Source organism: Bradyrhizobium sp. 132 (genome assembly GCF_023074185.1).
Lineage (GTDB): Bacteria > Pseudomonadota > Alphaproteobacteria > Rhizobiales > Xanthobacteraceae > Bradyrhizobium.
Genome location: NZ_JADPKY010000173.1, coordinates 17,850 through 43,837 on the forward strand (window position 1 = coordinate 17,850; position 25,988 = coordinate 43,837).

Below are 25,988 nucleotides of genomic sequence, written 5' to 3' on the forward strand. Positions count from 1 at the left end.
GACGAGGTCTGCCGGTCGTGACGGATCAGCCGAGATCGGCTGCCGCGATCCAGAACACCTCGCCCTCGGAATCCTCGGTGTCGAGCCAGAGCAGCGGCAGCTCCGGGAAGGCCTCGTCGACCAGCTCGCGGCCGCGGCCGATCTCGCAGATCAGCCCGCCATCCGGCGTCAGGTGTTCGGGCGCCTCGCGCAGGATCCTGCGCACCACGTCGAGACCGTCGGCACCGCCGTCGAAGGCGAGCTTCGGCTCGGCCCGGCACTCCGGCGGCAGCGCCGCCATGCCTTCGGCGTCGACATAAGGCGGGTTGGTGATGATCAGGTCGTATCTGGTGTCGCCGAGCGGGGCGAACAGGTCGCCGCGATGCAGGCTGATCCGGTCATCGAGCCCGTATTCGCCGACATTTCGGCGGGCGACTTCGACCGCGCCCTTCGAGATATCGACGGCGTCTATCGTGGCGTTCGGGAAATGATGCGCGGCGAGAATAGCGAGGCATCCCGACCCTGTGCAGAGATCGAGCACGTGCTCGACGGCGGCGCGATCGTCGATCAGCGAGCCGGCTTCGCCGTCGCCGCCGAAATGCGAATCCAGCAGCTCGCCGATGAAGGAGCGGGGAACGATGACGCGCTCGTCGACATAGAAGGGCAGGCCGCGCATGTAGATCTTGTTGACGAGATAGGCGGCCGGTTTGCGCGTGGTGACGCGCTGATGGATGAGATCGATGATGATCTTGCCCTCGGCGGCCGTGACGCGCGCGTTGGCAAAAATCTCGAACTGTTCGGGATGCAGATGCAGGGCTTCACAGACCAGGAAGGCCGCTTCCGCGACCGGATCGGTCGTGCCATGCGCAAAGGCGAGCTTGGCCTCGTTGAAGCGGCTCACCGCATAGCGGACGAAATCGATCAGCGCGACAAGCTCGCCGCGGCCCACTTTCGCGAGCTTTGGCGCGGCGCGACCGCGCATGGTCTTTTTGGATGTTGTTGCCATCAGGGTCGGGTCCAGCGTGCGGCGGCTTCGTCGTCGCGGGCCTGGGCCTCGACCCAGCCGGTGCCGGTGGCGCTCTCTTCCTTCTTCCAGAACGGCGCGTTGGTCTTGAGATAATCCATCAGGAACTCGGCTGCCTGGAACGCCGCCTGGCGGTGCTGCGAGGCGGTCAGCACCAGCACGATGTTCTGGCCGGGCATGAACCGGCCGACGCGATGGATCACAGTGACCCCGTCGAGCGGCCAGCGCGCGGTGGCCTCGTCGGCGTGACGCCTGATCTCTTCCTCCGCCATACCAGGATAATGCTCGAGCGTGAGCGCGGCGATCTTTGCACTGTCCTCGTCGCCGCGGCAGATGCCGGAGAAGCTCACGACCGCGCCGATGTCGGTGCGGCTCCCGGTCAGGACCGCAATCTCGCGCGCGATGTCGAAATCGTCCTGCTGGATACGGATGGTGACGGGGCACGCGGTGACGGGAGAGGCGGTGACGGGAGAGGTCATGGCCTAGCCGCCGGTCATCGGCGGGAAGAACGCGATCTCACGGGCGCCCGCGATCGCGGCGTCCGGCTTGACGTGGGTATGGTCGATCGCGGTGCGGATCACCTTCGGCTTCTCGAACGCGTAGGCGTAGGCTTCGCTTTGGCCGGATAGCCAGGCGATCAGCTCTTCCACGGTGCGTACGGTCGCAGGCGGTTCGATCGTCTCCTCGGCCTTGCCGACGCGCTCGCGCACCCAGGCGAAGTACTTCACCTTCATCCCTCATCCTCCTTGATGAGGTGATGGATGCCGGCGCGGAAATAGTCGTAGCCGGTGTACATGGTGAGGATTGCCGAGGCCCAGAGCAGGACCAGTCCGACCATCGAGACCATGGGTATCACCTCATCGCCGGCCGGACCAGCCAGTAGGAAGCCGATGGCGATGAGCTGAACGGTTGTCTTCCACTTCGCAAGCTTGGTCACAGGCACGCTGACGCGCAGCGCGGCGAGGTACTCGCGCAGGCCCGAGACCAGGATCTCGCGGCACAGGATCACGATGGCGGCCCACAGCGACCAGCCGTGGATGATGCCGTCGGCGGCCAGCATGAGGAGGCACGAGGCGACCAGCAGCTTGTCGGCGATCGGATCGAGCATTCGGCCGAATGCCGATTGCTGATTCCATATCCGCGCGTAATAGCCGTCGAGATAGTCCGTGACCGCGGCCGCGATGAAAATGGCGACCGCAACCCAGCGCAGCCACAGAGGGCCGTCCACGATCGACTGCGCGTAAATGCACCCGACCACGACCGGGATCGCAGCGATCCGGCCGTAGGTCAGAAGGTTCGGGAGGGACATCGCGCGGCTGGTCGTCCCTCGTGTCGTGGCGATGTTCATCCGTCCTACCAATACCGCTGCAGCCTGAAGGTCAACCGGTCCGCTCCCCAAATGGGGTGCGAGATGCGACGACCATATGACCGCGGCCCCTTTAGATCACCCCGGCTGGGGGTGGAAATAGTCGAAAATCTTGCGGGCGCTTTCGGCGCTCACCCCCGGAACCTTGCCGAGATCGGCGATCGAGGCCCGTTCGATCTCCTTCAGGGTTCCGAAATGATGCAGCAAGGCACGTTTGCGTGACGGACCGATGCCCGCAATCTCCTGCAAACCGGCCTCGCGGATGTCCTTCTTGCGCAGCTTGCGGTGCGAACCGATGACGAAGCGATGCGCCTCGTCCCGCAGCCGCTGGATGAAATAGAGCACGGGGTCGCGTGGCTCCAGCTTGATCGCCTCGCGCTCCGGCATGAACAGGGTCTCGCGGCCGGCATCCCGGTCCGGCCCCTTGGCCACCGACATCAGCGCCACCTGGGTCAGGCCGAGATTCGTAAAGATCTCCCGGACGGCGTTGAGCTGGCCGCGGCCGCCGTCGATGATCACGAGATCGGGCCATTGGGGGAAATCATCGTCCTTGGCCTTGTCGTTTTCCCTGGCCGCACTGTCCTCGGGTGGATTGATCAGGCGCTTGAAGCGGCGTTCGAGCACCTCGCGCATCATCCCGTAATCGTCGCCGGGCGTGAGCCCTTCCGACTTGATGTTGAACTTGCGGTACTGGTTTTTCACAAAACCGTCCGGGCCGGCGACGATCATGGCGCCGACCGCGTTGGTGCCCTGGATGTGGCTGTTGTCGTAGACCTCGATCCGCTTCGGCGAATGCGGCAGGCTCAGCGTCGTGGCCATGGCGTCGAGCAGGCGGCTCTGCGTCGCGGTGTCCGCGAGCTTGCGGCCCAGCGCCTCGCGCGCGTTGGTGAGCGCGTGGGCGACGAGCTCCTTCTTCTCGCCGCGCTTCGGCGTGGAAACCTCGACCTTGCGGCCGGCCTTGATCGCCAGTGCGCTGGCGAGCAGCTCGCTCTCCTCGATCTCGTGCGAGAGCAGGATATTCCTCGGCGGCGGCTTGTCGTCGTAGAATTGGGCGAGGAAGGAGCCGAGCACTTCCTCCGGCGTATACGTCTTCTCCGCGCGCGGAAAATAGGCGCGGTTGCCCCAGTTCTGCCCGGTGCGGAAGAAGAACACCTCGACGCAGGAGAAGCCGCCCTCCTGGTGGATGGCGAACACGTCGGCTTCTTCCACCGTGCGCGGATTGATGCCCTGCTGCGACTGGATCGCAGAGAGCGCGGCGAGGCGGTCGCGGTAGAGCGCGGCGCTCTCGAATTCGAGCTCGCCGGAAGCCTTCTCCATCTCGCCAGCGAGCTCCTGCTTCACCGCCTGGCTCTTGCCCGAGAGGAAGTCGGTCGCCTCGCGCACCAGCGTCGTGTAGCCGGGGAAGTCGATCTCGCGGGTGCAGGGGCCGGCGCAGCGGCGGATCTGGTAGAGCAGGCAGGGCCTGCTGCGGCTCTCGAAGAAGGAATCCGTGCAGGAGCGGACCAGGAACGCGCGCTGAAGCGCGGTGATGGTGCGGTTGACGGCGCCGGCGGAGGCGAACGGGCCGAAATAGCGACCGGGACGGGTCTGCGCGCCGCGGTGCTTCAGGATCTGCGGCGCCCAATGGTCGCCGGTGATCAGAATATAGGGAAACGACTTGTCGTCGCGCAGCTGCACGTTGAAGCGCGGCCGAAGCTGCTTGATGAGGTTGGCTTCCAGCAGCAGCGCTTCGGTCTCGGTGTTGGTCGAGATGATTTCCACGGTAACGGTGGCGGCGATCATGCGCAGGATGCGCGCCGGCAGCGGCGCACTCTGACGCGCATAATTCGACAGGCGCTTTTTGACGTTCTTGGCCTTGCCGACATAGAGCACGTCGGCATTCGCACTAAGCATGCGGTAGACGCCGGGCGAGGTGGGGGCGAGGCGAACCGCGCGCTCGATCGCCTCATGGCCGGTCGCCAGCGGCTCTTCGCCGACCGTGCCGCTCTCTTCCGGGATATCCGGCAGCCGTGCATCGTCCTCGTCGTCACCGCTTGCGGTCGCGGGATCGAGGTCCGGGGGCGCCGTTTCCGTTTCCTGGGGCGGGACGTCCGGCACGTTGCCGTGCACGGGTTTACGCGCGTGCATGTCGTCCGGATCGTCGGTGGAATCGTGAACCATGGAGCGAATTTAGGCGCTTGGGGTGCTGATTTGAAGTTCCGGCCGTGCGGCACGCACAGAATGGCGGCGCAGTTCCCGGTAACGCTTGCTTAAGCCTGTTAACAGCGCGGTAACCCGACTTAACAGGCCTTTAACTTAAAACTCTCGATAAATCTTACACGAAAAGGTCTTGGTTCCGTAACCATGCGGTTTTGCCTCGCGCGGCGGCGCAGGCATCGCACCCGGTGACGGCAGTTGCGTTGGAGTGTGTGATGAAGAGGCTCGTTGTGGGCGCAGCTGCGTTGGTTGCAGCCGGCTGGACGGCTTCGGCAAAGGCGGCCGATCTCAATTACGGGCAGCGTGCGCCCTACACGGTCAATCAGCCGCTCAACGGCTATAGCTGGGCGGGCCCGTATCTCGGCGGCAATCTCGGCTACGAATGGGGCTCGGTGAACAACAATCCCGCAAAGCCCTCCGGCTTCGTCGGCGGTGTTCAGGCCGGCTACAATTTCCAGAACGGCCCGTGGGTGTTCGGCGTCGAGGGCGACATCCAGGCCACGGGTGCCGACGACACCTTCGCGCCGTGGAAGTTCTCCAATCCGTGGTTCGGCACCCTGCGCGGCCGCGCCGGCTATGCCTTCAGCAACGTGCTGGTCTACGGCACCGCGGGCCTCGCCTTCGGCGAGCTGCGCGCGCAGACGTTCGGCTGGACGGAGTCGCACACCAGCGCCGGCTGGACCATCGGTGCCGGCGCGGAAGTTGGGTTCGCGCCGAACTGGAGCGCCAAGCTCGAATATCTCTACATTGATCTGTCGACGAGTCAGTTCGCGATTACAGGCGTGTCAAACGGCTATAGCGCCAGCGTTGTGCGCGCAGGCGTGAACTATCACTTCTGATACCCAAAGAAGAAAATACCGGACTACAGCCTCCCGGCCGCTCGCGGCCGGGATTTTTTTGGGGCCGGTGTTTTCGCGTGGGACTCGCTAGGAAAGGATGACTAAATCGACCGCCTTCGGCCCCTTCCCCTTCTTGTCCGGTTCGACTTCGAAAGTAATACGCTGTCCTTCGGCAAGGTCCTTTAATCCGGCCCGCTCCACGGCAGTAATGTGCACGAAGACGTCGCGGCCGCCGTCGTCCGGTTTGATGAATCCGTAGCCGCGCTCGCCGTTGAAAAACTTGACCGTTCCCGTCATGGCCATCGGGAAACTCCCCCTCATTGCTCCTCCGTCGCGACGCAGACGCACGTCACGACATGACCGGGCCTTACGAAGCCCGGGAGCTGGCCATCCTTGGGCAGACCATTCGGTCCGACTGGATCTTTCTTAGGCCTTCACTCCGCCGCAACCATTCGCGGAAGCGGAACGTAAAGCCAGTCACGGAAACAGCATAATACGGTTCTTTGCAGATTGACTACGGCTCTTGCATATTTTTCCCAAGAATGCCGGAGTGTTAGGGCCTCGGCACCTCTAATCGGAATCTGGCAGCGCCACCCTGGCCGAGCGGCATTTCCAGCTCGGGCAGGATCGTCTTGAGCTCGCCCTGCAGCGTGTAAGGCGGATTGACGATCAAGAGCCCGGTGGAGGTGAGAGTTGCGCCGTCGGCTTGCGGCGACACACTGAATTCGAGGCGCAGGCAATTTCCCGGCGGCTTTGCTGCGGCTGCGAGGCGCGCCACTGATTGCACCAGTGCGTCGGTGGCGCGCCGGCTCTTGGCGGGATACCAGATTACATAGATACCAGTCGGCCATTTCGCGAAAGCCGCCGAGAAGGCCTCGCCCAGCTTGTCGAACTCGTCCTTTGCCTCGAACGGGGGGTCGATCAGCACGAGCCCGCGCCGTTCCTTCGGCGGCACGAAAGCCGGCAGCGCCATCCAGCCGTCGAGATCGACCACGCGGGCCTGCTCGTCGTGGCGCAGCACGCCGATCAGCGCTTTCCGCGCCTTCGGCTCGAGTTCGCAGGCGACGAGGCGGTCCTGCGGCCGCATCAGGGCGCGCGCAATCAGCGGCGAGCCCGGATAAGCCTTGAGCTCGCCCTTCGGATTGTAGGCGCGGACAATATCGAGATAGGGCTTGGTCAGCGCGATGGTGTCGTTCGAGAAACGCGCCTGCATCAGCCGGGCGATGCCCGTCAGCCACTCGCCGCCGCGGCGGGCCTCGTCGCTTTCGAGATCGTAGAGGCCGGCGCCCGCATGGGTGTCGATGACGCGGAAGGCGCCCGGCTTGTCCTGGAGATAGGTGACGATGCGCGCCAGCACGATGTGCTTGATGACGTCAGCGAAGCTTCCGGCGTGAAAGGCGTGGCGGTAATTCATGCAAGAGCACTACGCCACGTGACGGCTTGAGCAAAGAGGCACGACGCCGGGGCTACCCACCCCTGATCGGCGGCATCGTCACCTGGTCGCGGCGGCAGGCGCGGCGGTCGATCTCCTCGCAGGCGCGGAATTGCAGGTCCTTGCTGAGGCAGATGCGGACTTCGGACAGCCGCGTCCGGTTGCACGTGATCGAGACGGCGGCGTTGCCGAGGCCCGGATTGGCCTTGATGAAGGCCTCCTCCACCTCAGCCGGCGCCACGGTCTTGGCCTGCGATAGATCGAGATATTCGGCCGGAATCTTGATCGCGGCGCGCGCCTTTCGGATCGTTTCGAAATAGCTGCGGTCGGCGAGCCCCGAGCAGGTGCCGTGCTTGTCCCACTCGTTGAAAATCAGCCCCGGCGCCGGCATCAGATCGAGCATCGAGGAGACGATGCTGCGATTCAGCCGCGGCGACGGCCGCTGGCAATATTCCGGAAAACCGTTCTCATATTGCGGCCACAGACCATGCACCACGAAAGAGTAGGGCCGTCCGCTGCACTGGATCTGCGAGCGGCCGCCGCGCTCTGCCGCCTCCTCGCAGAAGGAGGGCGACCACGACAGCGACAGCACATAAAAATCGAATTCGCCGGGCGCGTTCTGCCGCTTGTCCTCGGCCTTCGCGCCGCCGGCCAGCGCAGCCAGCCCGGCCGCAAGCGTCAGCGAGATCATCAGGCGGGAGAACGAATGCAATCTGGAATGAAACATGGCGACCCCCTCAACTAGACTGTGCAGCAAGCCTAGCAGGCGATAGGAACATTTCAAGAACAAAATTCAGGCGGCCATTTCAGCCAACCGAATCAGAGCTTCTTGGACTGAGGCTGGGCTGCTTAAGGCTTAGGCTGCTTAAGGCTTGGCGGCGCGGCAGGACGGGTTGTAGGCCCAGTTGCGGTCGAGCCCGACCACGCACCATTCGACGCCCTGGCCGAAGCTGGCGAAGCCGCCATCCTCGATGATCGAGAAGTGCACCTTGCGCATCTTGCCGTCCGTGAGCATGGCCTCGCCGCTGCAAAAGCGGCGCGGAATGTTATCGGGTGCCCAGGGCCGGAACGCGGTCTCGCGAACCGCGGCGAAGCCGGTGATCTTCAACGAGGAATTCCAGAACGAGCTTTCCTTCTCCAAGAACTGGGAAGCGATCGTCGGCAGCGCCCTGTCGCATTCGGAGACGTTGCCGTCATAGCGCGGCCCGCTCAGCCAGAAATTCAGCTCCAGCGGATTGGCGGCCCTGGCCTCACCGAGCGACAGCGCCCCGAACAGGAGGCCGAGCACGGCGGCAAAGCGGAGCGATTTCAGGGAGGTCGAGGCGCGCATGGGCAATCCAGACAACATGATCTGCGAGGGACGGACGGTGCCGTGAAGGCCGCGCGGGGTCAAGTGCAGCGCGGCAACACTTGCCGACGAGTTGACCACAAGGTCGCAGCAACCGGCCTTCCGTTCTTTCCACCGCCGCCCCGGCACCGTAAACTGCCACCAACCAATCGGAGTGACGGGAATGCGAATCATTGCGGCCGCGGGCCTACTTGCCTTGGGTATGATGGCGAGCCAGTCGGCGCGCGCCGATATCCTTCCGGTGCCTCCGTTTAAGGGCAACGACACCGGCGGCATCATCGCCTATTCGATGGCAACCCAGGTCGATGCGCGGCAGGTCGCGGTCGATCACTGCGCGCGCTACGGAAAGGTCGCGAAATTCCTGGGGGTGCAGGCCTATGAGGGCGGCTACATCTCGTTCTCATGCCGCTGGGTGCCCTATGGCGCTGCCGACAAGCCGATCCGCACGCTCTACTGAGGCGTTTTCGTAACGCCCGCAATCTCTTAGCCGGGAGCTTCTCACATGACGCGCAAACTCGCTTTGCTCGGCTCGGCCCTTTGCCTCGTCTTGTCGGCCGGCGTAGCCAGCGCCGACGATCTGCCGATGCGCAAAGCCGGTCTCTGGGAATTGAAGATGCTCAGGACCGGTACGCCCGTGCCCGAAATGACCATGCAGCACTGCACCGACGAGACCGTCGACAAGGAGATGAACAACAACGTCTCCCCGATGGCCAAGCAGATCTGCGCCAAGCAGGACATCAAGAAGACCGCGACCGGCTATGTCAGCGATTCCGAGTGCAGTGTCGCGGGCATCAGCACGACCTCGCATGCCGAGATCACGGGCGATTTCAATTCGGCCTACACGGTGAAGACCTCGTCGCACGCACAAGGTGGCGCCGCCGGCGCCGCGGGGCGCGATTCCACGATGACGCTCGAAGCCAAGTGGCTCGGAGCCTGCAAGCCCGAGCAGAAGCCCGGCGACATCGTGATGCCCGGCGGCTTCAAGATGAACGTGCGCGACATCGACAAGCTGAAGGCGCTGCTGCCGAAATAGGGCTATTGCGGTTACATCCGTTACACCGGTATCCGCACGCTCGCCCTTAATCCGCCCATCGGGCTATCGCCGAGCGTGATGTCACCGCCATGCGAGCGGGCGATGTCGCGTGCGATCGCGAGGCCTAGGCCGGTGCCGCCTTCGTCCTGGTTGCGGGCGTTGTCCAGCCGCAGGAACGGCTTGAACACCTCTTCGCGCAGATGGGCGGGAATGCCCGGCCCGTCGTCGTCGACCGTCACGGTCAAATAACGGTGATCGCGCTGACCGGTGATGGCGATGCTTTTGCCGTAGCGGGCGGCGTTGGTGACGAGGTTGGCGAGGCAGCGCTTGAACGAGGCCGGCTTCACCGTGACCACGGGCAGCCCGTTGAACGCGACGGTCGCGGTGTGGCCGTGGCGTTCGGCGTCGCTGCGCAACTCCTCGAGCGCCTGCGCCATGTCGGTCGGCTGCGACTGCTCGCCGGAATCGCCACGGGCAAACGCGAGGTAATCTTCCAGCATCATCGACATCTCGTCGACGTCCTTACGCATGCCCTCCATTTCGGGGCTGTCGCCGATCAGCGCCAGTTCGAGCTTGAACCGCGTCAGGATCGTGCGCAGATCGTGACTGACGCCGGCGAGCATCGCGGTGCGCTGCTCCATCGTGCGCTCGATGCGCGATTTCATTTCGAGGAAGGCGACCGACGCGCGCCGCACCTCGCGCGCGCCGCGCGGCCTGAAGTTCGGCGCCTCGCGGCCCTTGCCGAAGCTTTCGGCGGCGTCCGCAAGACGCAGGATCGGCTTGATCTGGTTGCGCAGGAACAGCACCGCGACGATCAGCAGGATCGAGGACGTTCCCACCATCCAGAACAGGAAAATCTCCGAGTTCGAGGCATAAGCGGCGCTGCGCTGCGCGAACACGCGCATCACGGCATCGTCGAGCTGGATCCGGATCTCGACGAGGTTGGAGCGGCCGACGGTGTCGATCCAGAACGAGCGCCCGATCTGGCGGCCGAGCTGCACCGACAGCGTCTGGTCGAGCAGCGAGAAGAACGGCTTTGGTCCGGGCGGCGGCATGTCGCCGGCCGGGAGGAAATCGACGACGAGGCCGAGGCGCTGCTGCGCGATGCGGCGGATCTGGTCGCGGTCCTTGTCTTGCGGATAGCCCTTGTAGACGTCGATCAGCGCGGCGATGTCCTGCACCACCGCCGCCGATAGGCGCCGCGTCACCGTGTTCCAGTGCCGCTCCATGAACACGAAGGCGACGACCGACTGCAGGATCACCATCGGCACGATCATGATCAGCAGCGCGCGGGCATAGAGGCCGGTCGGCATCCAGCCCTTGAATGCGTTGCCCATCCAGCCATTGACGGCGGAGACGCGGCCGGCGGCGCTCTTCAAAAGCGTCAGGCCGGTATCGATCGTGCTCATAGGGGGCGCTTCACTTCACAAAACTCAAGGCGAGGCGACCAGCCGGTAGCCGATACCGCGCACCGCCTGGAGGAACAGCGGATTGGCGGGATCGGTCTCGATCTTGCGCCGCAGGCGGTTGATCTGCACGTCGACGGCACGCTCGTTGACGCTGCCATTGCCGGTCAGCGCGCTGCGCGGCACGGTCTCGCCGGGCGTCTCCGACAGGATCCGCAGCATCTCGCGCTCCCGGTCGGTGAGGTGGATGACGTCTTCGCCCTGGCGCAACTCGCCGCGGTCGAGATGGTAGACGTAGGGACCGAACGCGATCTTCTCGACCGCTGCGGCCTGCGGCGGCGGCGCGGCGCGCTTGAGGATGTTGTTGATGCGCAACGCGAGCTCGCGCGGCTCGAACGGCTTTGCGACGTAGTCGTCGGCGCCGATCTGCAGGCCCTCGATGCGGGCTTCGGCTTCATGCCGCGCCGTCAGCATCACGATCGGCACCGAGGAGGAGGTCCGGATGAAACGGGCGAGATCGAAGCCGGTCTCGCCGGGCATCATGACGTCCAGGATCAAGAGGTCGAAGTGCAGGCCCATGAGCTTCGCGCGCGCGTCGCTGGCGCTGCCGGCGGTCGAAACGCGATAGCCTTCGCCGGCGAGAAAGCGCGAGAGCAGATCGCGGATGCGGCGGTCGTCGTCGACCAGCAGGAGATGCGGGGCATCGTCGGCCGGGCGTGCCGGCGGGCGGGCGAGCGTGGCAGCGAGCGGCACGGTCACTCCTTGGCGTCGTGGTTGACGGAAGCGAAGATTGTCTCGAGCACCTTGTCCGGATCCTCGCGATCGATCATCGCGCGCAGGAAGCGCTTGACGGTCTCGGCATCCTGCGGCGCCATCTCGGCGAGCGCCCTGGTGATCCGCGTGGTCTGGAGGCCGGCGAGCTTCTGCACCAGCGCCTCGCCCTTCGGTGTCGCAAAGAGCAGGCGTTGGCGGCGATCATTGTCGCCGGTCTTCTGCACGATATAGCCCTCGTCCAGGAGCTGCTTGAGCACCCGGCCGAGCGATTGCTTGGTGATGCGCAGGACGTCGAGGAGATCGGCGACCTTGAGACCGGGATAGCGATAGACGAAGTGCATGACGCGGTGGTGAGCCCGGCCGAAGCCGAACGCCTCCAGCTCCTGGTCGGGATCGCCGACGAAATCGCGATAGGCGAAGAACAGCAGCTCAATGATATCCCAGCGCAAATTGCCTCCGTCGCCTGCCGCCGGCCGTGGCTCGGCAGCGTCTTGAGGGGGAGTCGCGAAATTTATGTCAGGCATATTGACGTATCTTGGGTCCAATGTTACAAAACGGTCGGCTCGCACGAAATTTTAAATCGTTTCACTGCGGGCGGCATTTCCAGGAGCGGTTGGTGAGCGCCGAGCAGGCGGCGACAGCCGGATCAGATCTACCGTGCGATTGTCGAGCGGTGTTCGACAAAACATACTGGACTTCTGCCTTCCGCAAAAGCATGTCCTCGGCGACATGCTGGCCACGGAAACCGGCCGTAACAAGGCTGGCGTTGGTCCGGCCAGTAACCTAGTCAAGCCAGCCGAGCCCGGAAAAGGGCAGGCGGGCGCCAGAACAGCGCCGCCACCGGCAGCGGGAGGCCTAAGGACATGAGCATGAAATTCGACATCCAGCCCGCATCCAATCCGATCCCCGAGAAGGACCGCGTCGCCAAGCTGGTGGACCCAGGTTTCGGGAGGGTCTTCACCGACCACATGGCGGTGGTTCGTTACAACCAGGCCAAGGGCGGCTGGTACGAGGCGCGCGTCGAGGCCCGCGCCAATTTCCAGATCGATCCGGCCGGCGCCGTCCTGCACTACGCTCAGGAAATTTTTGAAGGCCTCAAAGCCTACAAGCGCGACGACGGCGGCGTGAACCTGTTCCGTCCCGACGCCAATGCGCGGCGCTTCAAGGACTCGGCCGATCGCATGGCAATGGCGCAGCTCCCCGAAGACATCTTCATCGAGGCTGTCGAGCAGGTCGTGCGCATCGACCGCGCCTGGATGCCGGGCGGCGAGGGCAGCCTTTACCTGCGTCCCTTCATGATCGCAAGCGAGACCTTCCTTGGGGTCAAGCCCTCCTCCGAATACATTTTCGCGGTGATCGCCTCGCCGGTCGGCTCCTACTTCAAAGGTGGCCCCGCGCCGGTGTCGATTTGGGTTTCAGAGAACTACACGCGCGCCGCGGTCGGTGGTACCGGCGCCGTCAAATGCGGCGGCAATTACGCTGCAAGCCTGCGGGCGCAGGCCGAAGCCATCCAGCACGGCTGCGATCAGGTCGTCTTCCTGGACGCGGTCGAGCGCCGCTACGTCGAGGAGCTCGGCGGCATGAACGTGTTCTTCGTGTTCGAGGACGGCTCGCTCTCGACACCGCCGCTCGGCACCATCCTGCCCGGCATCACCCGCGACTCCATCATCGCGCTGGCCAAAGACGCCGGCAAGACCGTGCGCGAGGAGCCGTACTCGCTCGACCAGTGGCGCAAGGATGCGGCAAGCGGCAAGCTCAAGGAAGCGTTTGCCTGCGGCACGGCGGCCGTGATCTCGCCGATCGGCAAGGTGCGTTCGGTGAGCGGCGATTTCGAGATCGGCGGCGGCGCCGCCGGCCCCATCGCCATGGGCCTGCGCAAGCAGCTCATCGACATCCAGTACGGCCGCACCAACGATCCGCACAACTGGATCCGTAAGGTGTTTTGAGGTCTCGTGTCCCGGACGCGCTGCAGCGTGAAACGCTGCTGCGCAGAGCCGGGACCCATCCCGCCGCGGATGGACCCCGGATCAGCAGCGCACCACGCCGCCAAGAGGCGGCGCGTTGCGTAGCATCCGGGGAACGCCAGCCGACATGCCATGAACTCGCTTGCACGACCGCGCGACAAAGTCCGAGACATCATGGCATCTGGACATCGCGATCATGGCTTCCACGCTTTCCCAACCCCTGAAATGGGCCGTTCTCGCCGCAATCACTGGCGTCACCGTCTTCGGCGTCCTGACGATCGGCCCCAAGCCGCATGTCGCCGCGGAAGACCGTTCACCCATCGTCGACGTGCGCACCACCGATCCGGAGATGAACACCGCGATCGCGCGCGCCCGCGGCACGCTGCCGACTTTCTGGGCCTCCTACGAGGCGCCAAAACCGTCGGAAACCGGGCATGCCCTGAAGGTGCACTTTTCGACCCGCAAAGGCGGTGAGCACATCTGGATGGCCGAGGTGACGAAGCTACCGAACGGGACTTATTCCGGTCTCTTCGCCAACGAGCCACGCGATCTGCCCGGCAAGCGGGCAGGCGACAAGGTCGAATTCACTGAAGCCGACATCTCGGACTGGATGTTCATGCGCAACGGCAAGATCGTCGGCGGCGAAACCATCAAGCCAACGCTGAAGTCGCTGCCGAAGGCGGACGCCGATGCCCTCAGGGCGCGGATGGAGAAGCCGTAGGGCAAGCCGGCAGTTGCCGCACCCCGCGTCGGCTGGTAAATGCCGCGCATGGCCGAAAAACCCAAAAAAACCCAGAAACTGAAGGCGCGGCTGCCGCGCGGGCTCGAGGATCGCGACCCTGCCGCGATCCGGGCGACGCGCGAGATGGTCGAAAAAATCCGCGCCGTCTACGAGCTCTACGGGTTCGAGCCCGTGGAAACGCCGGCGATGGAATACACCGACGCGCTCGGCAAATTCCTGCCCGACCAGGATCGTCCGAACGAAGGCGTGTTCTCGTTCCAGGACGACGACGAGCAGTGGATCAGCCTGCGCTATGATCTGACCGCGCCGCTTGCGCGCTATGTCGGCGAGCGATACGGCACCGACGGTCTGGTCCTGCCGTATCGCAGCTATCGCGTCGGCTACGTCTTCCGCAACGAGAAGCCCGGCCCCGGCCGCTTCCGCCAGTTCATGCAGTTCGATGCGGACACGGTGGGCTCGGCGACGCCGGCGGCGGATGCCGAGATCTGCATGATGGCGGCGGACACGATGGAGGCGCTTGGTGTTCAGCGCGGCCAGTACGTCGTGAAGGTCAACAACCGAAAAGTGCTCGACGGCGTTCTGGAAGCAATCGGGCTCGGCGGCGAAGAGAACGCGGCACGCAGGCTGACCGTGCTGCGCGCAATCGACAAGCTCGACAAATTTCCCGCCGAGGAAGTGCGCAAATTGCTCGGTCCCGGCAGATGGGATGGCGGCGAAGAAGGCAAGGGCGACTTCACGAAGGGCGGCAATCTGAGCGCGTCTGAGGCCGACGTTGTTCTCGCCATCACCAAACCGCGCGATGATTGGAAAGAGGCCATCGCCGCGGCAGAAACTTACCTCGCCAAGAGCGAAGTTGGCCAGGCGGGCGTGAGCGAGCTGGAAGAGATTGCCAAATTGGTTACGGCATCGGGCTACGGCGCTGATCGCATCCGTATCGACCCCTCCGTCGTGCGCGGCCTCGAATATTACACCGGCCCCGTCTACGAGGTCGAACTGCTTCTGGACACCAAGGACGAGAAGGGCCGTCCGGTGCGGTTCGGCTCGGTCGGCGGCGGCGGGCGCTATGACGGCCTGGTCTCGCGCTTCCGCGGTGAGCCGGTGCCGGCGACCGGATTCTCGATCGGTGTGTCGCGGCTTCAGGCCGCGCTGACGCTGCTCGGCAAGCTCGACACAAAACCCGAGTTTGGCCCCGTCGTCGTCACCGTGTTCGATCGCGACCGTGTCGCAGACTATCAGAAGATGGTCGCGAGCCTGCGCACCGCCGGCATCCGCGCCGAGCTCTATCTCGGCAATCCCAAGAACATGGGCAATCAGCTCAAATATGCCGACCGCCGCAACAGCCCTTGCGTGATCATCCAGGGCTCGGATGAGAAGGCGCGCGGCGAGCTGCAGATCAAGGATCTGATCGAGGGCGCGAAGGCGGCGGCTGCGATCGCTTCCAACCAGGAATGGCGGGAGAGCCGCCCGGCGCAGTTCTCGTGCAGCGAGGCCGATCTCGTCGCAAAAGTGCGCGAGGTGCTGGCGCGCCATGACGTGAGCTGGGGCTAGCCATTCGCTGACGCCGCCATGCCCGGGCTTGTCCCGGGCATCCGCCTCCTGTTTGATGGCGCCCGTCAACGGCCGGTGTTCGGCCCCAAGGGAGAGAAAAATGCCTGAGATCACTGTCAGCATGGCCGAAGGCCGCAGCGACGAACAAAAGGCCGGCATGATGCGCGACATCACCCAGGCACTGGTGAAGAATCTCGGCGTCGATGCCGATGCCGTCGTCATCCAGATCAACGAAGCCCCGCTCCGCCACAAGATGAAGGGCGGCAAGACCTTCGTGGAGCGCGCGGCGGCGGCGAAGAAATAGCCACTGCTCTAGCGCCAATCACAACTGTCGTCCCGGCCTAGTGCGCAATTGCGCACGGGGGGCCGGGACGACGCCGAGCAAGCAACATGGACGCACGCGACTTCATCACAATCGGCATGAACGCCGAGCGCATGCTGGTGGTGCCAGTAGAGCGTACGGTCGGGCATTTCGTGCCCGGCATGCCCATGGTCTACGCGACGCCGATGATGATCCTGGAAATGGAGATGACGTCGGGCGATGCGATCCGCCCGGCGCTTCAGCCGGGCTGGGTCACCGTCGGCACCGAGGTCGACATCCGGCATCTCGCAGCAGCTCTGGTCGGCGCGACGGTGCGGACTACCGCGAAGGTCGTCGCGGTCGAGCGCCGCGTCATCCGCTTCGAGGTCGAGGCTTTCGAGGGCACGCGAAAGCTTGGCGAGGGCCGCCACGCGCGCGGGCTCGTCAATGTCGAGATGTTCAACAAGCGGTTGGGAACGACGTAGGAGCCGCTTGCTCTGTCCTCATCCTGAGGAGACCGCGCAGCGGTCGTCTCGAAGGATGGCTCGCGGGCGAGAGCCGGGCCTGCATGGTTCGAGACGGCGCTTCGCGCCTCCTCACCATGAGGGGATAGCTTCCTTACTTCGCCAGGTCCTTTGACCGCTTCGTCGCCGCCGCGATCGCGCGGATCATCAGATCGCGCAGGCCGGGCTCGCCCATCAGCACGCCGAGGGCTGCGGCGGTGGTGCCGCCGGGCGAGGTGACGTTCTGGCGCAGCGTGCTGGAGGGAAGCTCCGACTGGTGGAGAAGTTCACCGGAGCCGGCGACGGTTTCGCGCGCGAGCTTTGTCGCCAGCGCCTCGGGCAATCCCGCCTCGACACCGGCGCGCGCGAGCTCTTCGGCGAGCAGAAACACATAGGCCGGGCCCGAGCCGGAGACGGCGGTGACCGCGTCCATCAGGCTCTCATCGTCGACCCATTCGACCGAGCCGGTGGCGCGCAGCAGCGCATCGGCCACCGCGCGCTGGCCGGTGCTGACGTTGTTCGCCGCGACCGCGACGGTGATGCCGCGGCCGATCGCGGCCGGCGTGTTCGGCATCGCGCGCACCACGGCGCCACCGCAGACCTCTTCAAGCGAGGCGATCGTGGTTCCCGCCATGATCGAGACCACCGAGGTTTTTTCAGAGACAAATGATTTCAGCTTCGCGCCGGCCTCGCGGAACATCTGCGGCTTCACCGCGACGACCATTGTCTCGACCGTGCCTACCGTCGTCACATCGGGATTGAGCGCAACGCCCTTGGCGGCAAGCGCGGTGATCTCGGGCGAGATGTGCGGATCAACCACAGCGACGCGGCGCGGATCGAGCCCGCCCGCCAGCCATCCGGTCAGCATCGCGCCGCCCATCTTGCCGGCGCCGGCGAGCAGGATGGTGCCGGTGATGTTTTTGAGAGTGCTGTTCGCCATCGCTGTTGCCACAAACTCAGTGTCGTCCCGGCCTAGTGCGCAATTGCGCACGAGGGGCCGGGACCCATTACCACGAATGGTTTTAGTGGATGGAGGTGTTGGCAACAAGCATCGCGCGGTACTGAGAAATCACGCGGTATGGGTCCCGGATCTGCGCTTCGCTTGTCCGGGACGACGTTGGGGAGGAAGGCGAGACTTACGCCTCGCCCACCGTGTCGAACATTGCCGCGTCCATGGCTTCCGTCGTGGTCTTGCCCGCCCACACCACGAACTGGAACGCCGGAAAATAGCGCTCGCAGGCGTGGATGGCGCCGGCGAGCATGGCTTCGCATTGCGCGGTGGAGGCGGTGAGCCCGCCCGGCAGCACCAGGGCCTGGCGGTGCATGATCATGCCGGTGTTGCTCCACAGGTCGAAGTGCCCGACCCACAACTGCTCGTTGACCGCGGCGACGAGCCGCTGCACCTCCGGTCGCCGCGCAACCGGAATCTTCATGTCGAACGCGCAGGCCAGATGCAGCGCCTCGATCTCGCCCATCCAGGTGAAGGAGATCTGGTAGTCGGTCCATTGTCCCTTGGAGACAATCGTGAGTTCGTCTTCGCCGGAGCGTTCAAACGGCCAGTTGTTGCTGGCAGCGATATCCTCGACCACCGCGAGCGGATGGCTTTTCGAATCGATAGTGCCTTCGAGCAGGGACATGCCGTCTCGACCTCTTGCCTTTTTGTTGTCTCTGATACGCACGCGCTTGGTCCGGCGCGCGCTTCCTTAACGTCGTTAAGGCGTTCCCCTCGGAGTCGCTGTAGCGATCCCGGGATCAGCGCGGGCTTGTCGCGGATCAACTGATGTGATTTGCGGAATCTGCGCAACCGGCTGCCAAGTCCGTCCACAAGCCATGACTCGTTCGTCCACAGCTCATCTCGGCCACAATTATTAACGTGGGATGTCCCAACCGGGATGGAGGAGAACAAACCGGAATCGGATTCGCGTGGAATGCCCGATCGTTAATTCCGCCCTGCGAGGGCCGGGTCGCCAAAGCGGCATGGGACCATGCGATTTCCCCATGCGGAACGTACTTGCTGTGGCAGCTCGCCGGCGTCATATTTCCCTCAGGCCGTTCATTCCGGACGGCCGATGTTCTCAGGGCGGGGTGAAAGTCCCCACCGGCGGTAAGGGCCGAAAGGCCTAAGCCCGCGAGCGCCTTCCTCAAGGTCTCTTGCCGCAGGGAAGGGTCAGCAGATTCGGTGCAACTCCGAAGCCGACGGTTAAAGTCCGGATGAAAGAGAACGGTCGGTGGCAGACGCATCGCAGGATGCGGCTGTTTGTCGTTCCGTGTGCCCTGATTCTGGTCCTTAACTGAGGAAAGCCATGAATCAGATGTTGCAAGACCCCCAAACCGAAACGCCCCAACCAACCCAAACGCCGCCGCCGGTTCCACAGGATCCCGCGACGGAGCACCCGCGCTTCGCAAAGCCGCAGCGGGTGGCCTTCGTGCAGGCCTGCTGGCACCGCGACGTGGTCGAGGAGGCCCGCATCGCCTTCGTGAGGGAGGCAGAAGTGCGTCACCTCAATCATGTCGACGTGTTCGAGGTGCCGGGCTCGTTCGAGATCCCGCTGCATGCGCAGATCCTCGCCAAGACACGGCGCTACACCGCGATCGTCGCGGCCGGCCTCGTCGTCGACGGCGGCATCTACCGCCATGAGTTCGTCGCCGACACCGTGATCAAGGCGCTGATGGATGTGCAACTGCGTACCGAGGTGCCCGTGTTCTCCGCGGTGCTGACGCCGCAGCAATTCCACGAGACCGAGGTGCACTACGATTTCTTCCGCAGGCATTTTGCGATCAAGGGCGTCGAGGTCGCGGCCGCCTGTGCGGAGACATTGCTCGGTCTGGAGCGTCTGCGTGGCCAGGTCGCGGCGGGAATTGTGTAGCGCAGCGCAATGACCAGCACCCCTCATCCCGAGGAGCGCGAAGCGCGTCGCGAAGGATGAGGGGCGATTGCCGCCGTGTTCGTCATCACCCCAGCGACACCCCCGCCTTGGCGCGGCTTATTCCGAGCATCAGGATGCGTTGCAGGAGAGCCGGATATTTCAGCCCGGCATGTTGAGCCGCCGTGGCGAACTCCTGGCTCTTGGCGATCTCGGGATTGGGATTGGCTTCGATGAAATATGGCGTGCCGTCGGCGGCGAGACGAAAATCGATGCGCGCGTAGCCGTCGAGGCCAAGCGCCCGGTAGATGCGTTTCGCGGCCCGCTGGATGCGGGCGGTCACTTCCGGCGCCAGATCCTTCGCAGGCCCGTCGACGATGCCGACCTTCTCCTGATAGTCGGTGTCGTGCTTGGCCTTCTCCGTGGCGATATGCCGTGACGAGCGGCCGCCCATGCTGCCGAATTTCAATTCCCAGACCGGCAGAACGCGTAAGCGATTGTTGCCGAGCACGCCGACGTAAAGCTCTCGCCCTTCGATGAACTGCTCGGCGATGGCGGCGGATTCGACCCGCTCGTGGATGAAGGCAACCCGCTCTGCGAGCTTCTCGTCGGTATCGACGATCGAGGCCTGCGAGATGCCGAACGAACCATCCATGTTCAGGCTCTTGACGATCAGCGGCAGCGCAAGACGGGTCGGGCGTTTCACCTTGCGGCGCATCGGGAAGACGGCAAAGGCCGGCGCGGCGATCCGGCGGTGATGCACCAGCGTCTTGGACAAATCCTTGCCGCGCGCCAGGATCAGGCCGCGCGGATTGCATCCGGTATAAGGGACCTTCATCAGCTCGAGATAGCTCGCGATGTGCTGGTCGAAGGCGACGTTGTTGTGGAATTCCTCCAGCAGCGTGAAAACCACGTGCGGCTTGAACTCCTCGATCGCTACGCGCACCGGCTTGATTTCCTCCTGCGCGCCGAGTGGCCGCACCTCGTGGCCGGCCGCGCGCAAGGTGCTCACCACGTCGTATTCCGTTTTCCACGCATTGATCTCCTGTGCGGAGTATCCGTCGGAGGAGTCCGGGGGCAGGAAGTCCGGATGCATCAGCACGAGAATACGGCGACGTCTCATAGCGCGATCCATTTTCGCCGAGACGGTCCAAACATCGCGTGCATGGTCTTGGCGGTCACGAGGACGGTGAAGTCGAGAACGAGCTTCTGTTCAGGGCCGACGGCGCGCAGATCGAGCTCGCGGCAACGGGAGATCATCTCGTCAAGCACGGCATCGAGCGTCAACTGATTCTCGCCGGTCCATCGCGCGACCAGTTGCCTGATCTGGGCGCGGTGCCGCCTGATCAGCACCGAAGCCGGCTTTGCCCGGTGGTGCCGCGGATCGGCGGAGAAGAGCCTGGAGAGGTCGCGATCGTAGGTCTTCGCTGGTGTGAAGGCGTAGAACGCCTGCTTCTTCTTGTAGTGCTCCTCCAGTGTCTGGCCGAGACCACGCAGTGGGTCGACACGCTCGCGCGTCGTGATCAGTGGTCGCTTTTCCGCAATCTCGTTCATCAGCTCGTCGACATATTCGAGCTTCTTCAGCGCCGGCCAACCGGCATATCGCGTCCGCCAGTTCGAGCGCGGCCGCAGCCACACCGCAAAGGTCTCGGCGAAATCCTCGTCCGGATGGCTCTGCGCATACCACAGCCGCAGATGCTGGACGTAACGCCTGCTCGCCGGATTGGGCCGGTAATAGCGCGGATAGTGTTTCGACGACGGGCCGAACAATTGCTGCCAGCGCCGGCGGCGTTGCAGCTGATAGCCGTGCTGTATGGCGTGGCCCGCTTCGTGACGGAGGATGGCCATGCATTCGCGCCAGGTTCCGCCCTCGACGTCGAACATCATCTTCTTCTCGAGCTTCATCAGGCGGGGATGGGCCAGATAGAAGGGGATGGCGATGCCGGGGACGCCTCCCGGGCTGAACCATTCGCTCGAGATCCAGGTATGCGGCCGCAGCCGGATGCCGCGCTCCTCGAGCTCCTCGTGGAGCGTGCCGACACAATCATCGAGCCAGGTGCCTTCGACCGTAACCCTCAGGCTGGAGAGCCGTTGCTTGAGCAACTCGTCATCCGACAGCTTTTCCCAAGCGAATTTCCGGCGTGGCATCAGGCATCCAGAGGGCAGAGATGACTCGGTATCCGGATGATGTCATGGGGCGGGGCCGGCAACAACCTGTGGAGCGGCGCATGAGGCCCTAGGGTGGGCAAAGCGAAGCGTGCCCACCGTGCTCATGGCCACAAAAAAAGGTGGGCACGGCGCCTCGAGCCTTTGCTCACCCTGCGACATCGCGAAGCTAATCAGTCGAACAGGCTCGACACCGATTCTTCCGCCGCCGTGCGCGCGATCGCGTCGGAGATCAGGCTGGCGATCGGCAGCGTGCGGATGTTCGGCGCCTTGCTCACCGCATCCGTCGGCAGGATCGAGTCGGTGATCACGAGCTCCTTCAGCTTGGAGTTTGTAATACGGGCGGCTGCACCGCCGGAGAGCACACCGTGGGTGATGTAGGCGTAGACGTCCTTGGCGCCCTTGGCGATCAGCGCGTCGGCTGCGTTCACCAGCGTGCCGCCGGAGTCCACGATGTCGTCGATCAGGATGCAGGTGTAGCCGGCGACATCGCCGATCACGTTCATGACCTCGGATTCGCCGGCACGTTCGCGGCGCTTGTCGACGATCGCGAGCGGGGTGTTGATGCGTTTGGCGAGGCCGCGGGCGCGTGCCACGCCGCCGACGTCGGGCGAGATCACCATCGTCTTGGAGAGGTCGAACTTGTCCTTGATGTCCCGCACCATCAGCGGCGCCGCGTAGAGATTGTCGGTCGGGATGTCGAAGAAGCCCTGGATCTGGCCGGCATGCAGGTCGAGCGTCATGACGCGGTCGACGCCGGCCTGCGTGATCAGATTGGCGACGAGTTTTGCCGAGATCGGCGTGCGCGAACCTGATTTGCGATCCTGCCGGGCGTAGCCGAAATAGGGCAGCACCGCGGTGATGCGGCGCGCCGAGGAGCGCCGCAGCGCGTCGGTGATGATCAGCAATTCCATCAGATGGTCGTTGGCCGGGAACGAGGTCGACTGGATGATGAAGGCATCCGAGCCGCGGACGTTCTCCTGGATCTCAACGAAGATCTCCATGTCGGCGAAGCGCCGTACCACCGCCTTGGTCAGCGGCAGGTCGAGACCTTGCGCGATGGCCTGGGCGAGAGCCGGATTGGAGTTGCCGGCGACGAGCTTAATGGAGCCGTTCTTGGCCGACATGGACGCTTCCTCCCGCGCTTTGTTGGACAGGATGTTCAACATCAGAGAATACCCACTGGAAGCACGGTTACGACGGGCGAGGAAATATCAGGCGGAGGGCTGCAATGGCAACCCGGGATGCTACGTTTTCCCTGCGAAATCCTGAGTCCGGTCAACGGTTTGGCCCGAAGTTGGGGCCGTGGTTTAGCGGGGTTATCGCTCGGCATAGCCGAGCGCCGAGGCCGGCATCTCGGCCGCCGGAGCCTCCGGGATCACACTCGCCACGGCCGGCCCGCGCAAGCCGGGAGCCGAGCCCGGCGCATCCGGTGTGCCATTGATCATGTTGGAAAGTCCGCTGAATCCGGCCTGGGCGATCTTCCGCAACACGAGGTCGTCAGCGGCGCCCCACGGATCGCGGCCGCCCTTGGCGGACGTGGGTTCCTCGCCGGAAAGGCGCAGCGCCCGCTGCTGGTTGGCGTCGTAGACGTCCCAGACCCAGGCGATCACGGTTTTGCCGCGCACAATCTGGGCGGAGAGGTAGCTGCGCACGCGGTAGGCGGCCGTCCCCTCGCGGGAGACCACGGACAGGCTGCGCAGCTTGGATTCGCTGTCGAGCACGCCGACCATTCGGTCGAACACTTGCGGCGGCGGCCCGTCGATCGATTCGAACGCGACCGTCGCCCCGGAGCCGGCGCTCGGCGCCATCGCATAGGAGTTCGCAGCACCACCGCCGCCGGCGCAGCCGCCAAGCGCGCAAGCAATCGCAATCGATGCGGCGGCGATCGCGGCGCGCATGATTGTCCCGGTTTGGAGCAGGCGGGTTGACGCTTCCCTCATCGCGCCTTGCGATATCGTTAAAATCGCTTAACGTCTAGGGCAGGCAGGACACAGGGCTTAACCGATCAGGCCAGCGTGCATGGGGAGCGGTCGATGAGAGACCCGGCTTTTGGCTTGATCATCGCGTGCCTTGCCGCAGGCCCGGTGGCCGCAGAGGAGAGCGCTGCGGAGGTCATTCAGTCCTTCGGATTGGTCGGGACGTGGTCGGTCGATTGCAAGCGCGATCCAAATCAGGCTTGCACGAGCAACGGCTGCGGCGCGCGGATGACATACATTGTGCCGCCCTCGGGATCGCCGACCATCAGGAACGTGATAGGGACGTTTTCGCCCGGCCAGGTGCGGACATTCATCAGCACGATCTACGCGGCGACCCGCATCGCGGACGACAAGATCAAGTTCGTGTCCGTTCAGGATCCTCCGGCGAGCGTCGCGGCGGTGTGGTGGCGTCAGCCTGGCGAGCCTTGGGAGATTGTTCTGTTGAAGGTTGGCGACAAGTATCGAACATTTTCCGCGCATCGCGAGGACAAGAAGAAGTTCGACGTCGAAGAAGGCTTTTACGTCCGGCCGCCGCCGCCGCCCCCGCCCGCCAAGACATATGACGAACTGCCGACGAAATGGGATCGCACCCAGCAGCAAGCGCCGTTGTTTGAAAAGTGCAGCGACTGACGCCTACCCTTCGAGCGCGATCGCGTGAACGTGGCGGCCGTAATCCGGCTCCTTGCGATGCACCGAGCGGCGATAGCTGAAGAAGCGCTCGTCGGCGTAGGTATCGAGGCCGAGATCGTCGATCATCAGGATGCCCGCGGCTTCCAGACGTTTCCGGATAAAGCCGGCCAGGTCGAACATCGCGTGGCCTTCGCGCACCGACGGGATGAAGAACATGGCGTTGTCCGCATCCGCCTCGATGAAGCGGGCCACGAACTCGTTACCGACCTCGTAGCTGTCCTGGCGGATTAACGGGCCGATCGCGGCGATGATGCCGCTGCGCGAGGCGCCGAGCTTTTCCATCGCCGAGATCGTCGCCTCCAGCACGCCGGTGAGGGCGCCCTTCCAGCCGGCATGTGCGCCGCCGATCACGCGCGCGTTGGGATCGACGAACAGCACCGGTCCGCAATCGGCGGTGGAGACGCCGAGCGCGATGCCCGGCACCTTCGTCACCAGCGCATCGCCCTTCGGCCGCGGCCCGCTGGGCCACGGGGTGTCGGCGACGCGCACGTCGGGCGAATGGATCTGGTGCAGGCTGAGAAAGCGTTCCGGCGCGACGCCGACATGCTCGGCCATGCGGCGGCGGTTTTCTGCGACAAGGGCCTGATCGTCGTTGGAGCCGAGCCCGCCGTTCAGCGCGGAATAGATGCCGCCTGAAACGCCGCCCTCGCGGGTGAAGAACGCGTGGCGCAGGCCGGGCACCGCCGACAGCAGCGACGAGCCTAGCGTCATGACGCGCCCCCGGCCTGTTCGAGATCGCTCAAGCCCGCAAGGCCGGTCAGACGCGGCTCGGAGATGCCGAGCACCTTGAACATCGAGCCCATGCCGCTACGCCCGGTATCGGTCAGGCGCTTGAGCGCGATCGAAATGTCGGTGGCGACATCAGGCGTCGCCTTCTGCATCAGCGCGGCTGCACGGGTCTCGATGCCGACGCGCTTGAGGAAATCGCCCTGCGTCACCGGGCCGTGCACGTGGGCGCCGACATCCTCGGCCGCGCGCGCCAGCGCCTGGAAGTCGACATGGGCGGTGACGTCGGCCTGGCCCGGTGCCTTCAGGGGATCGGTAAAGGTGTGGCGCGCGATCGCCTGGAAGGTGTCGCCGGCATCGCTGCGCAGATGGCCGTAGTCGATGATCAGCGCCGCGCCGTCCTGGTCGCGCACGCGGCTGGCGAGCTTCATGATCTCCGCATCGGGCCGCCATTCGAACACGGCCCCGACGGGCGCGGCGCGCACCAGAGGCGGCAGCAGCACCTCGAAGCGCGGCGTCGGCTCGGCCGCCGCGCCGAACTGAAGTTTTCCGTTGGCGTCGACCTCGATCACGCGCTCGTGCCAGCCGTTCTCGTGACGGACCATTTGGTGGATCGGCAGCACGTCGAAATATTCGTTGGCGAGGATGATGCTCGGTCCCTCAGGCACGTCGTCGATGCTGTCGTGCCAGGCGATGTTGCGCACGCCCGCCAGCGTCGCACTCTGCCGGTCGCGCAGGACGGGATTAACCTCGACCATGTGGATGTGAAGCGCCTGGTAGAGCGGCGGCAGCACGCGGAGCGCACGCAGCGCATCCGCCATCATGGTGCCACGGCCGGGGCCGAGCTCGATCAGCCGCAGGAATTGCGGCGAGCCCATCTGCTTCCACACCGAGGCGGTCCACAGGCCCAAAAGCTCGCCGAACATCTGGCTGACCTCGGGCGCGGTGGTGAAGTCGCCTTCTCGTCCCAGGGGATCGCGCGAAACGTAATAGCCATAGCGCGGGTGCATCAGGCACAGTTCCATGTACCGCCAGACCGGCATGGGGCCTGAGGATTTGATCAGCGCCTTGATCGCGTTGAGTAACGGCTGGTCGGTCACGGCCTATC

General features: G+C 64.6%; 30 protein-coding genes and 1 riboswitch. Of the genes, 10 read left to right on the plus strand and 20 right to left on the minus strand.

From position 1 onward, the window contains the following. Positions 1-25: 25 nt before the first annotated feature. The 5 genes from prmB to uvrC form a co-directional block, all read right to left on the minus strand. The gene (prmB, locus tag IVA74_RS38180) at positions 26-985 is read right to left on the minus strand and encodes a 50S ribosomal protein L3 N(5)-glutamine methyltransferase (RefSeq protein ID WP_247352960.1); all 960 of its coding nucleotides are present in this window, start codon (positions 983-985) and stop codon (positions 26-28) included. Then, positions 985-1,482 (minus strand): molybdenum cofactor biosynthesis protein MoaE, encoded by a 498-nt coding sequence (locus IVA74_RS38185; protein ID WP_247352962.1) that lies wholly within the window; start codon positions 1,480-1,482, stop codon positions 985-987. The genes prmB and IVA74_RS38185 overlap by 1 nt, the downstream gene beginning before the upstream one ends. Before the next feature lie 3 nt (positions 1,483-1,485). After that, a complete protein-coding gene (moaD, locus tag IVA74_RS38190) occupies positions 1,486-1,737 on the minus strand; it encodes a molybdopterin converting factor subunit 1 (RefSeq protein ID WP_247352964.1) in 252 nt (83 codons plus the stop codon). After that, positions 1,734-2,351 (minus strand): CDP-diacylglycerol--glycerol-3-phosphate 3-phosphatidyltransferase, encoded by a 618-nt coding sequence (gene pgsA, locus IVA74_RS38195; RefSeq protein ID WP_247352966.1) that lies wholly within the window; start codon positions 2,349-2,351, stop codon positions 1,734-1,736. Before pgsA ends, moaD begins: the two co-directional genes overlap by 4 nt. A 96-nt stretch (positions 2,352-2,447) precedes the next feature. Next, positions 2,448-4,529, minus strand: a complete 2,082-nt coding sequence (gene uvrC, locus IVA74_RS38200; RefSeq protein WP_247352967.1) for an excinuclease ABC subunit UvrC — start codon at positions 4,527-4,529, stop codon at positions 2,448-2,450. 251 nt (positions 4,530-4,780) lie between these two features. Between uvrC and IVA74_RS38205 the strand changes: the two genes are divergently transcribed. After that, entirely contained in the window at positions 4,781-5,404 is a 624-nt protein-coding gene (locus IVA74_RS38205) for an outer membrane protein (RefSeq protein WP_247352969.1), read from the plus strand. An 87-nt stretch (positions 5,405-5,491) separates the two neighbouring features. Here the strand turns inward: IVA74_RS38205 and IVA74_RS38210 are convergent, their stop codons facing one another. From IVA74_RS38210 to IVA74_RS38225, 4 genes are all read right to left on the minus strand, one after another. Further along, complete coding sequence (locus tag IVA74_RS38210; RefSeq protein WP_092029496.1) at positions 5,492-5,707, minus strand: cold-shock protein; 216 nt, start codon at positions 5,705-5,707, stop codon at positions 5,492-5,494. Between the two features lie 250 nt (positions 5,708-5,957). Then, positions 5,958-6,818 carry a 23S rRNA (adenine(2030)-N(6))-methyltransferase RlmJ gene (gene rlmJ / locus IVA74_RS38215; protein ID WP_247352971.1) on the minus strand — a complete coding sequence of 287 codons (861 nt, stop codon included), beginning with the start codon at positions 6,816-6,818 and terminating at the stop codon, positions 5,958-5,960. Positions 6,819-6,870: 52 nt separating this feature from the next. Next, positions 6,871-7,563: a ribonuclease T2 gene (locus IVA74_RS38220; RefSeq protein WP_247352972.1), complete on the minus strand. Its 693-nt coding sequence runs from the start codon at positions 7,561-7,563 to the stop codon at positions 6,871-6,873. A gap of 138 nt (positions 7,564-7,701) precedes the next feature. After that, the gene (locus IVA74_RS38225; protein ID WP_247352974.1) at positions 7,702-8,166 is read right to left on the minus strand and encodes a hypothetical protein; all 465 of its coding nucleotides are present in this window, start codon (positions 8,164-8,166) and stop codon (positions 7,702-7,704) included. A 181-nt stretch (positions 8,167-8,347) separates the two neighbouring features. Between IVA74_RS38225 and IVA74_RS38230 the strand changes: the two genes are divergently transcribed. Both IVA74_RS38230 and IVA74_RS38235 read left to right on the plus strand, forming a co-directional pair. Continuing rightward, complete coding sequence (locus tag IVA74_RS38230) at positions 8,348-8,641, plus strand: hypothetical protein (RefSeq protein ID WP_247352976.1); 294 nt, start codon at positions 8,348-8,350, stop codon at positions 8,639-8,641. 45 nt (positions 8,642-8,686) lie between these two features. Beyond that, positions 8,687-9,217 (plus strand): DUF3617 family protein, encoded by a 531-nt coding sequence (locus IVA74_RS38235; RefSeq protein WP_247352977.1) that lies wholly within the window; start codon positions 8,687-8,689, stop codon positions 9,215-9,217. Between the two features lie 20 nt (positions 9,218-9,237). Here the strand turns inward: IVA74_RS38235 and IVA74_RS38240 are convergent, their stop codons facing one another. Genes IVA74_RS38240 through IVA74_RS38250 form a run of 3 tightly spaced genes read right to left on the minus strand, consistent with a single transcriptional unit; the run spans position 9,238 to position 11,921 of the window. Then, positions 9,238-10,626 carry an ATP-binding protein gene (locus IVA74_RS38240; protein ID WP_247352979.1) on the minus strand — a complete coding sequence of 463 codons (1,389 nt, stop codon included), beginning with the start codon at positions 10,624-10,626 and terminating at the stop codon, positions 9,238-9,240. 24 nt (positions 10,627-10,650) lie between these two features. Beyond that, the gene (locus IVA74_RS38245; protein WP_247352981.1) at positions 10,651-11,382 is read right to left on the minus strand and encodes a response regulator transcription factor; all 732 of its coding nucleotides are present in this window, start codon (positions 11,380-11,382) and stop codon (positions 10,651-10,653) included. Then, entirely contained in the window at positions 11,379-11,921 is a 543-nt protein-coding gene (locus IVA74_RS38250; protein WP_247352983.1) for a MarR family transcriptional regulator, read from the minus strand. The genes IVA74_RS38245 and IVA74_RS38250 overlap by 4 nt, the downstream gene beginning before the upstream one ends. Positions 11,922-12,260: 339 nt before the next feature. Here IVA74_RS38250 and IVA74_RS38255 point away from each other — a divergent pair, with 339 nt between their 5' ends. The 5 genes from IVA74_RS38255 (at position 12,261) to IVA74_RS38275 (ending at position 16,437) form a co-directional block, all read left to right on the plus strand. After that, positions 12,261-13,343, plus strand: coding sequence for a branched-chain amino acid aminotransferase (locus IVA74_RS38255; RefSeq protein WP_247352985.1), 1,083 nt, complete (start codon positions 12,261-12,263; stop codon positions 13,341-13,343). A gap of 214 nt (positions 13,344-13,557) precedes the next feature. Continuing rightward, positions 13,558-14,082 (plus strand): DUF2314 domain-containing protein, encoded by a 525-nt coding sequence (locus IVA74_RS38260; protein WP_247352986.1) that lies wholly within the window; start codon positions 13,558-13,560, stop codon positions 14,080-14,082. A 48-nt stretch (positions 14,083-14,130) separates the two neighbouring features. Then, positions 14,131-15,651, plus strand: a complete 1,521-nt coding sequence (gene hisS, locus IVA74_RS38265) for a histidine--tRNA ligase (RefSeq protein ID WP_247352987.1) — start codon at positions 14,131-14,133, stop codon at positions 15,649-15,651. A 55-nt stretch (positions 15,652-15,706) separates the two neighbouring features. Continuing rightward, a complete protein-coding gene (locus IVA74_RS38270; RefSeq protein WP_256467622.1) occupies positions 15,707-15,955 on the plus strand; it encodes a tautomerase family protein in 249 nt (82 codons plus the stop codon). Positions 15,956-16,041: 86 nt separating this feature from the next. Further along, a complete protein-coding gene (locus IVA74_RS38275; protein WP_247352989.1) occupies positions 16,042-16,437 on the plus strand; it encodes a hotdog domain-containing protein in 396 nt (131 codons plus the stop codon). Positions 16,438-16,570: 133 nt separating this feature from the next. Here the strand turns inward: IVA74_RS38275 and proC are convergent, their stop codons facing one another. Together proC and IVA74_RS38285 are read right to left on the minus strand one after the other, a co-directional pair. After that, entirely contained in the window at positions 16,571-17,395 is an 825-nt protein-coding gene (gene proC / locus IVA74_RS38280; RefSeq protein ID WP_247352990.1) for a pyrroline-5-carboxylate reductase, read from the minus strand. 196 nt (positions 17,396-17,591) lie between these two features. Continuing rightward, the gene (locus IVA74_RS38285) at positions 17,592-18,092 is read right to left on the minus strand and encodes a YbjN domain-containing protein (protein WP_247352991.1); all 501 of its coding nucleotides are present in this window, start codon (positions 18,090-18,092) and stop codon (positions 17,592-17,594) included. Between the two features lie 430 nt (positions 18,093-18,522). After that, a riboswitch (FMN riboswitch) is annotated at positions 18,523-18,682 on the plus strand. A 76-nt stretch (positions 18,683-18,758) separates the two neighbouring features. Here IVA74_RS38285 and IVA74_RS38290 point away from each other — a divergent pair. Next, positions 18,759-19,322, plus strand: a complete 564-nt coding sequence (locus IVA74_RS38290; protein ID WP_247352994.1) for a 6,7-dimethyl-8-ribityllumazine synthase — start codon at positions 18,759-18,761, stop codon at positions 19,320-19,322. Between the two features lie 85 nt (positions 19,323-19,407). On the opposite strand, the gene IVA74_RS38295 is transcribed toward IVA74_RS38290, so the two are convergent. The 4 genes from IVA74_RS38295 to IVA74_RS38310 all read right to left on the minus strand — a co-directional run bounded on the left by IVA74_RS38295 (position 19,408) and on the right by IVA74_RS38310 (position 23,428). Beyond that, positions 19,408-20,442, minus strand: coding sequence for an ATP-grasp domain-containing protein (locus tag IVA74_RS38295; protein ID WP_247352995.1), 1,035 nt, complete (start codon positions 20,440-20,442; stop codon positions 19,408-19,410). Beyond that, the gene (locus IVA74_RS38300) at positions 20,439-21,467 is read right to left on the minus strand and encodes a putative zinc-binding metallopeptidase (RefSeq protein WP_247352997.1); all 1,029 of its coding nucleotides are present in this window, start codon (positions 21,465-21,467) and stop codon (positions 20,439-20,441) included. Before IVA74_RS38300 ends, IVA74_RS38295 begins: the two co-directional genes overlap by 4 nt. Positions 21,468-21,658: 191 nt before the next feature. Beyond that, the gene (locus IVA74_RS38305) at positions 21,659-22,612 is read right to left on the minus strand and encodes a ribose-phosphate pyrophosphokinase (protein WP_247352999.1); all 954 of its coding nucleotides are present in this window, start codon (positions 22,610-22,612) and stop codon (positions 21,659-21,661) included. Positions 22,613-22,804: 192 nt separating this feature from the next. Continuing rightward, entirely contained in the window at positions 22,805-23,428 is a 624-nt protein-coding gene (locus tag IVA74_RS38310) for a hypothetical protein (RefSeq protein ID WP_247353001.1), read from the minus strand. 93 nt (positions 23,429-23,521) lie between these two features. Here IVA74_RS38310 and IVA74_RS38315 point away from each other — a divergent pair, with 93 nt between their 5' ends. After that, the gene (locus tag IVA74_RS38315; RefSeq protein ID WP_247353003.1) at positions 23,522-24,094 is read left to right on the plus strand and encodes a hypothetical protein; all 573 of its coding nucleotides are present in this window, start codon (positions 23,522-23,524) and stop codon (positions 24,092-24,094) included. Between the two features lie 3 nt (positions 24,095-24,097). Here IVA74_RS38315 and pgeF read toward each other — a convergent pair whose 3' ends face one another. Next, on the minus strand, positions 24,098-24,865 hold the full coding sequence (gene pgeF / locus IVA74_RS38320) for a peptidoglycan editing factor PgeF (protein WP_247353005.1): 768 nt from the start codon (positions 24,863-24,865) through the stop codon (positions 24,098-24,100). Next, positions 24,862-25,980: an SAM-dependent methyltransferase gene (locus tag IVA74_RS38325; protein WP_247353007.1), complete on the minus strand. Its 1,119-nt coding sequence runs from the start codon at positions 25,978-25,980 to the stop codon at positions 24,862-24,864. Before IVA74_RS38325 ends, pgeF begins: the two co-directional genes overlap by 4 nt. Positions 25,981-25,988: the final 8 nt, after the last annotated feature.

Coding starts and splice junctions, on each gene's coding strand:
- prmB (WP_247352960.1), bottom strand. CDS start 985: ATGGCAACAACATCCAAAAAGACCATGCGCGGTCGCGCCGCGCCAAAG.
- IVA74_RS38185 (WP_247352962.1), bottom strand. CDS start 1,482: ATGACCTCTCCCGTCACCGCCTCTCCCGTCACCGCGTGCCCCGTCACC.
- moaD (WP_247352964.1), bottom strand. CDS start 1,737: ATGAAGGTGAAGTACTTCGCCTGGGTGCGCGAGCGCGTCGGCAAGGCC.
- pgsA (WP_247352966.1), bottom strand. CDS start 2,351: ATGAACATCGCCACGACACGAGGGACGACCAGCCGCGCGATGTCCCTC.
- uvrC (WP_247352967.1), bottom strand. CDS start 4,529: ATGGTTCACGATTCCACCGACGATCCGGACGACATGCACGCGCGTAAA.
- IVA74_RS38205 (WP_247352969.1), top strand. CDS start 4,781: ATGAAGAGGCTCGTTGTGGGCGCAGCTGCGTTGGTTGCAGCCGGCTGG.
- IVA74_RS38210 (WP_092029496.1), bottom strand. CDS start 5,707: ATGGCCATGACGGGAACGGTCAAGTTTTTCAACGGCGAGCGCGGCTAC.
- rlmJ (WP_247352971.1), bottom strand. CDS start 6,818: ATGAATTACCGCCACGCCTTTCACGCCGGAAGCTTCGCTGACGTCATC.
- IVA74_RS38220 (WP_247352972.1), bottom strand. CDS start 7,563: ATGTTTCATTCCAGATTGCATTCGTTCTCCCGCCTGATGATCTCGCTG.
- IVA74_RS38225 (WP_247352974.1), bottom strand. CDS start 8,166: ATGCGCGCCTCGACCTCCCTGAAATCGCTCCGCTTTGCCGCCGTGCTC.
- IVA74_RS38230 (WP_247352976.1), top strand. CDS start 8,348: ATGCGAATCATTGCGGCCGCGGGCCTACTTGCCTTGGGTATGATGGCG.
- IVA74_RS38235 (WP_247352977.1), top strand. CDS start 8,687: ATGACGCGCAAACTCGCTTTGCTCGGCTCGGCCCTTTGCCTCGTCTTG.
- IVA74_RS38240 (WP_247352979.1), bottom strand. CDS start 10,626: ATGAGCACGATCGATACCGGCCTGACGCTTTTGAAGAGCGCCGCCGGC.
- IVA74_RS38250 (WP_247352983.1), bottom strand. CDS start 11,921: ATGCCTGACATAAATTTCGCGACTCCCCCTCAAGACGCTGCCGAGCCA.
- IVA74_RS38255 (WP_247352985.1), top strand. CDS start 12,261: ATGAGCATGAAATTCGACATCCAGCCCGCATCCAATCCGATCCCCGAG.
- IVA74_RS38260 (WP_247352986.1), top strand. CDS start 13,558: ATGGCTTCCACGCTTTCCCAACCCCTGAAATGGGCCGTTCTCGCCGCA.
- hisS (WP_247352987.1), top strand. CDS start 14,131: ATGGCCGAAAAACCCAAAAAAACCCAGAAACTGAAGGCGCGGCTGCCG.
- IVA74_RS38270 (WP_256467622.1), top strand. CDS start 15,707: ATGGCGCCCGTCAACGGCCGGTGTTCGGCCCCAAGGGAGAGAAAAATG.
- IVA74_RS38275 (WP_247352989.1), top strand. CDS start 16,042: ATGGACGCACGCGACTTCATCACAATCGGCATGAACGCCGAGCGCATG.
- proC (WP_247352990.1), bottom strand. CDS start 17,395: ATGGCGAACAGCACTCTCAAAAACATCACCGGCACCATCCTGCTCGCC.
- IVA74_RS38285 (WP_247352991.1), bottom strand. CDS start 18,092: ATGTCCCTGCTCGAAGGCACTATCGATTCGAAAAGCCATCCGCTCGCG.
- IVA74_RS38290 (WP_247352994.1), top strand. CDS start 18,759: ATGAATCAGATGTTGCAAGACCCCCAAACCGAAACGCCCCAACCAACC.
- IVA74_RS38295 (WP_247352995.1), bottom strand. CDS start 20,442: ATGAGACGTCGCCGTATTCTCGTGCTGATGCATCCGGACTTCCTGCCC.
- IVA74_RS38300 (WP_247352997.1), bottom strand. CDS start 21,467: ATGCCACGCCGGAAATTCGCTTGGGAAAAGCTGTCGGATGACGAGTTG.
- IVA74_RS38305 (WP_247352999.1), bottom strand. CDS start 22,612: ATGTCGGCCAAGAACGGCTCCATTAAGCTCGTCGCCGGCAACTCCAAT.
- IVA74_RS38310 (WP_247353001.1), bottom strand. CDS start 23,428: ATGAGGGAAGCGTCAACCCGCCTGCTCCAAACCGGGACAATCATGCGC.
- IVA74_RS38315 (WP_247353003.1), top strand. CDS start 23,522: ATGAGAGACCCGGCTTTTGGCTTGATCATCGCGTGCCTTGCCGCAGGC.
- pgeF (WP_247353005.1), bottom strand. CDS start 24,865: ATGACGCTAGGCTCGTCGCTGCTGTCGGCGGTGCCCGGCCTGCGCCAC.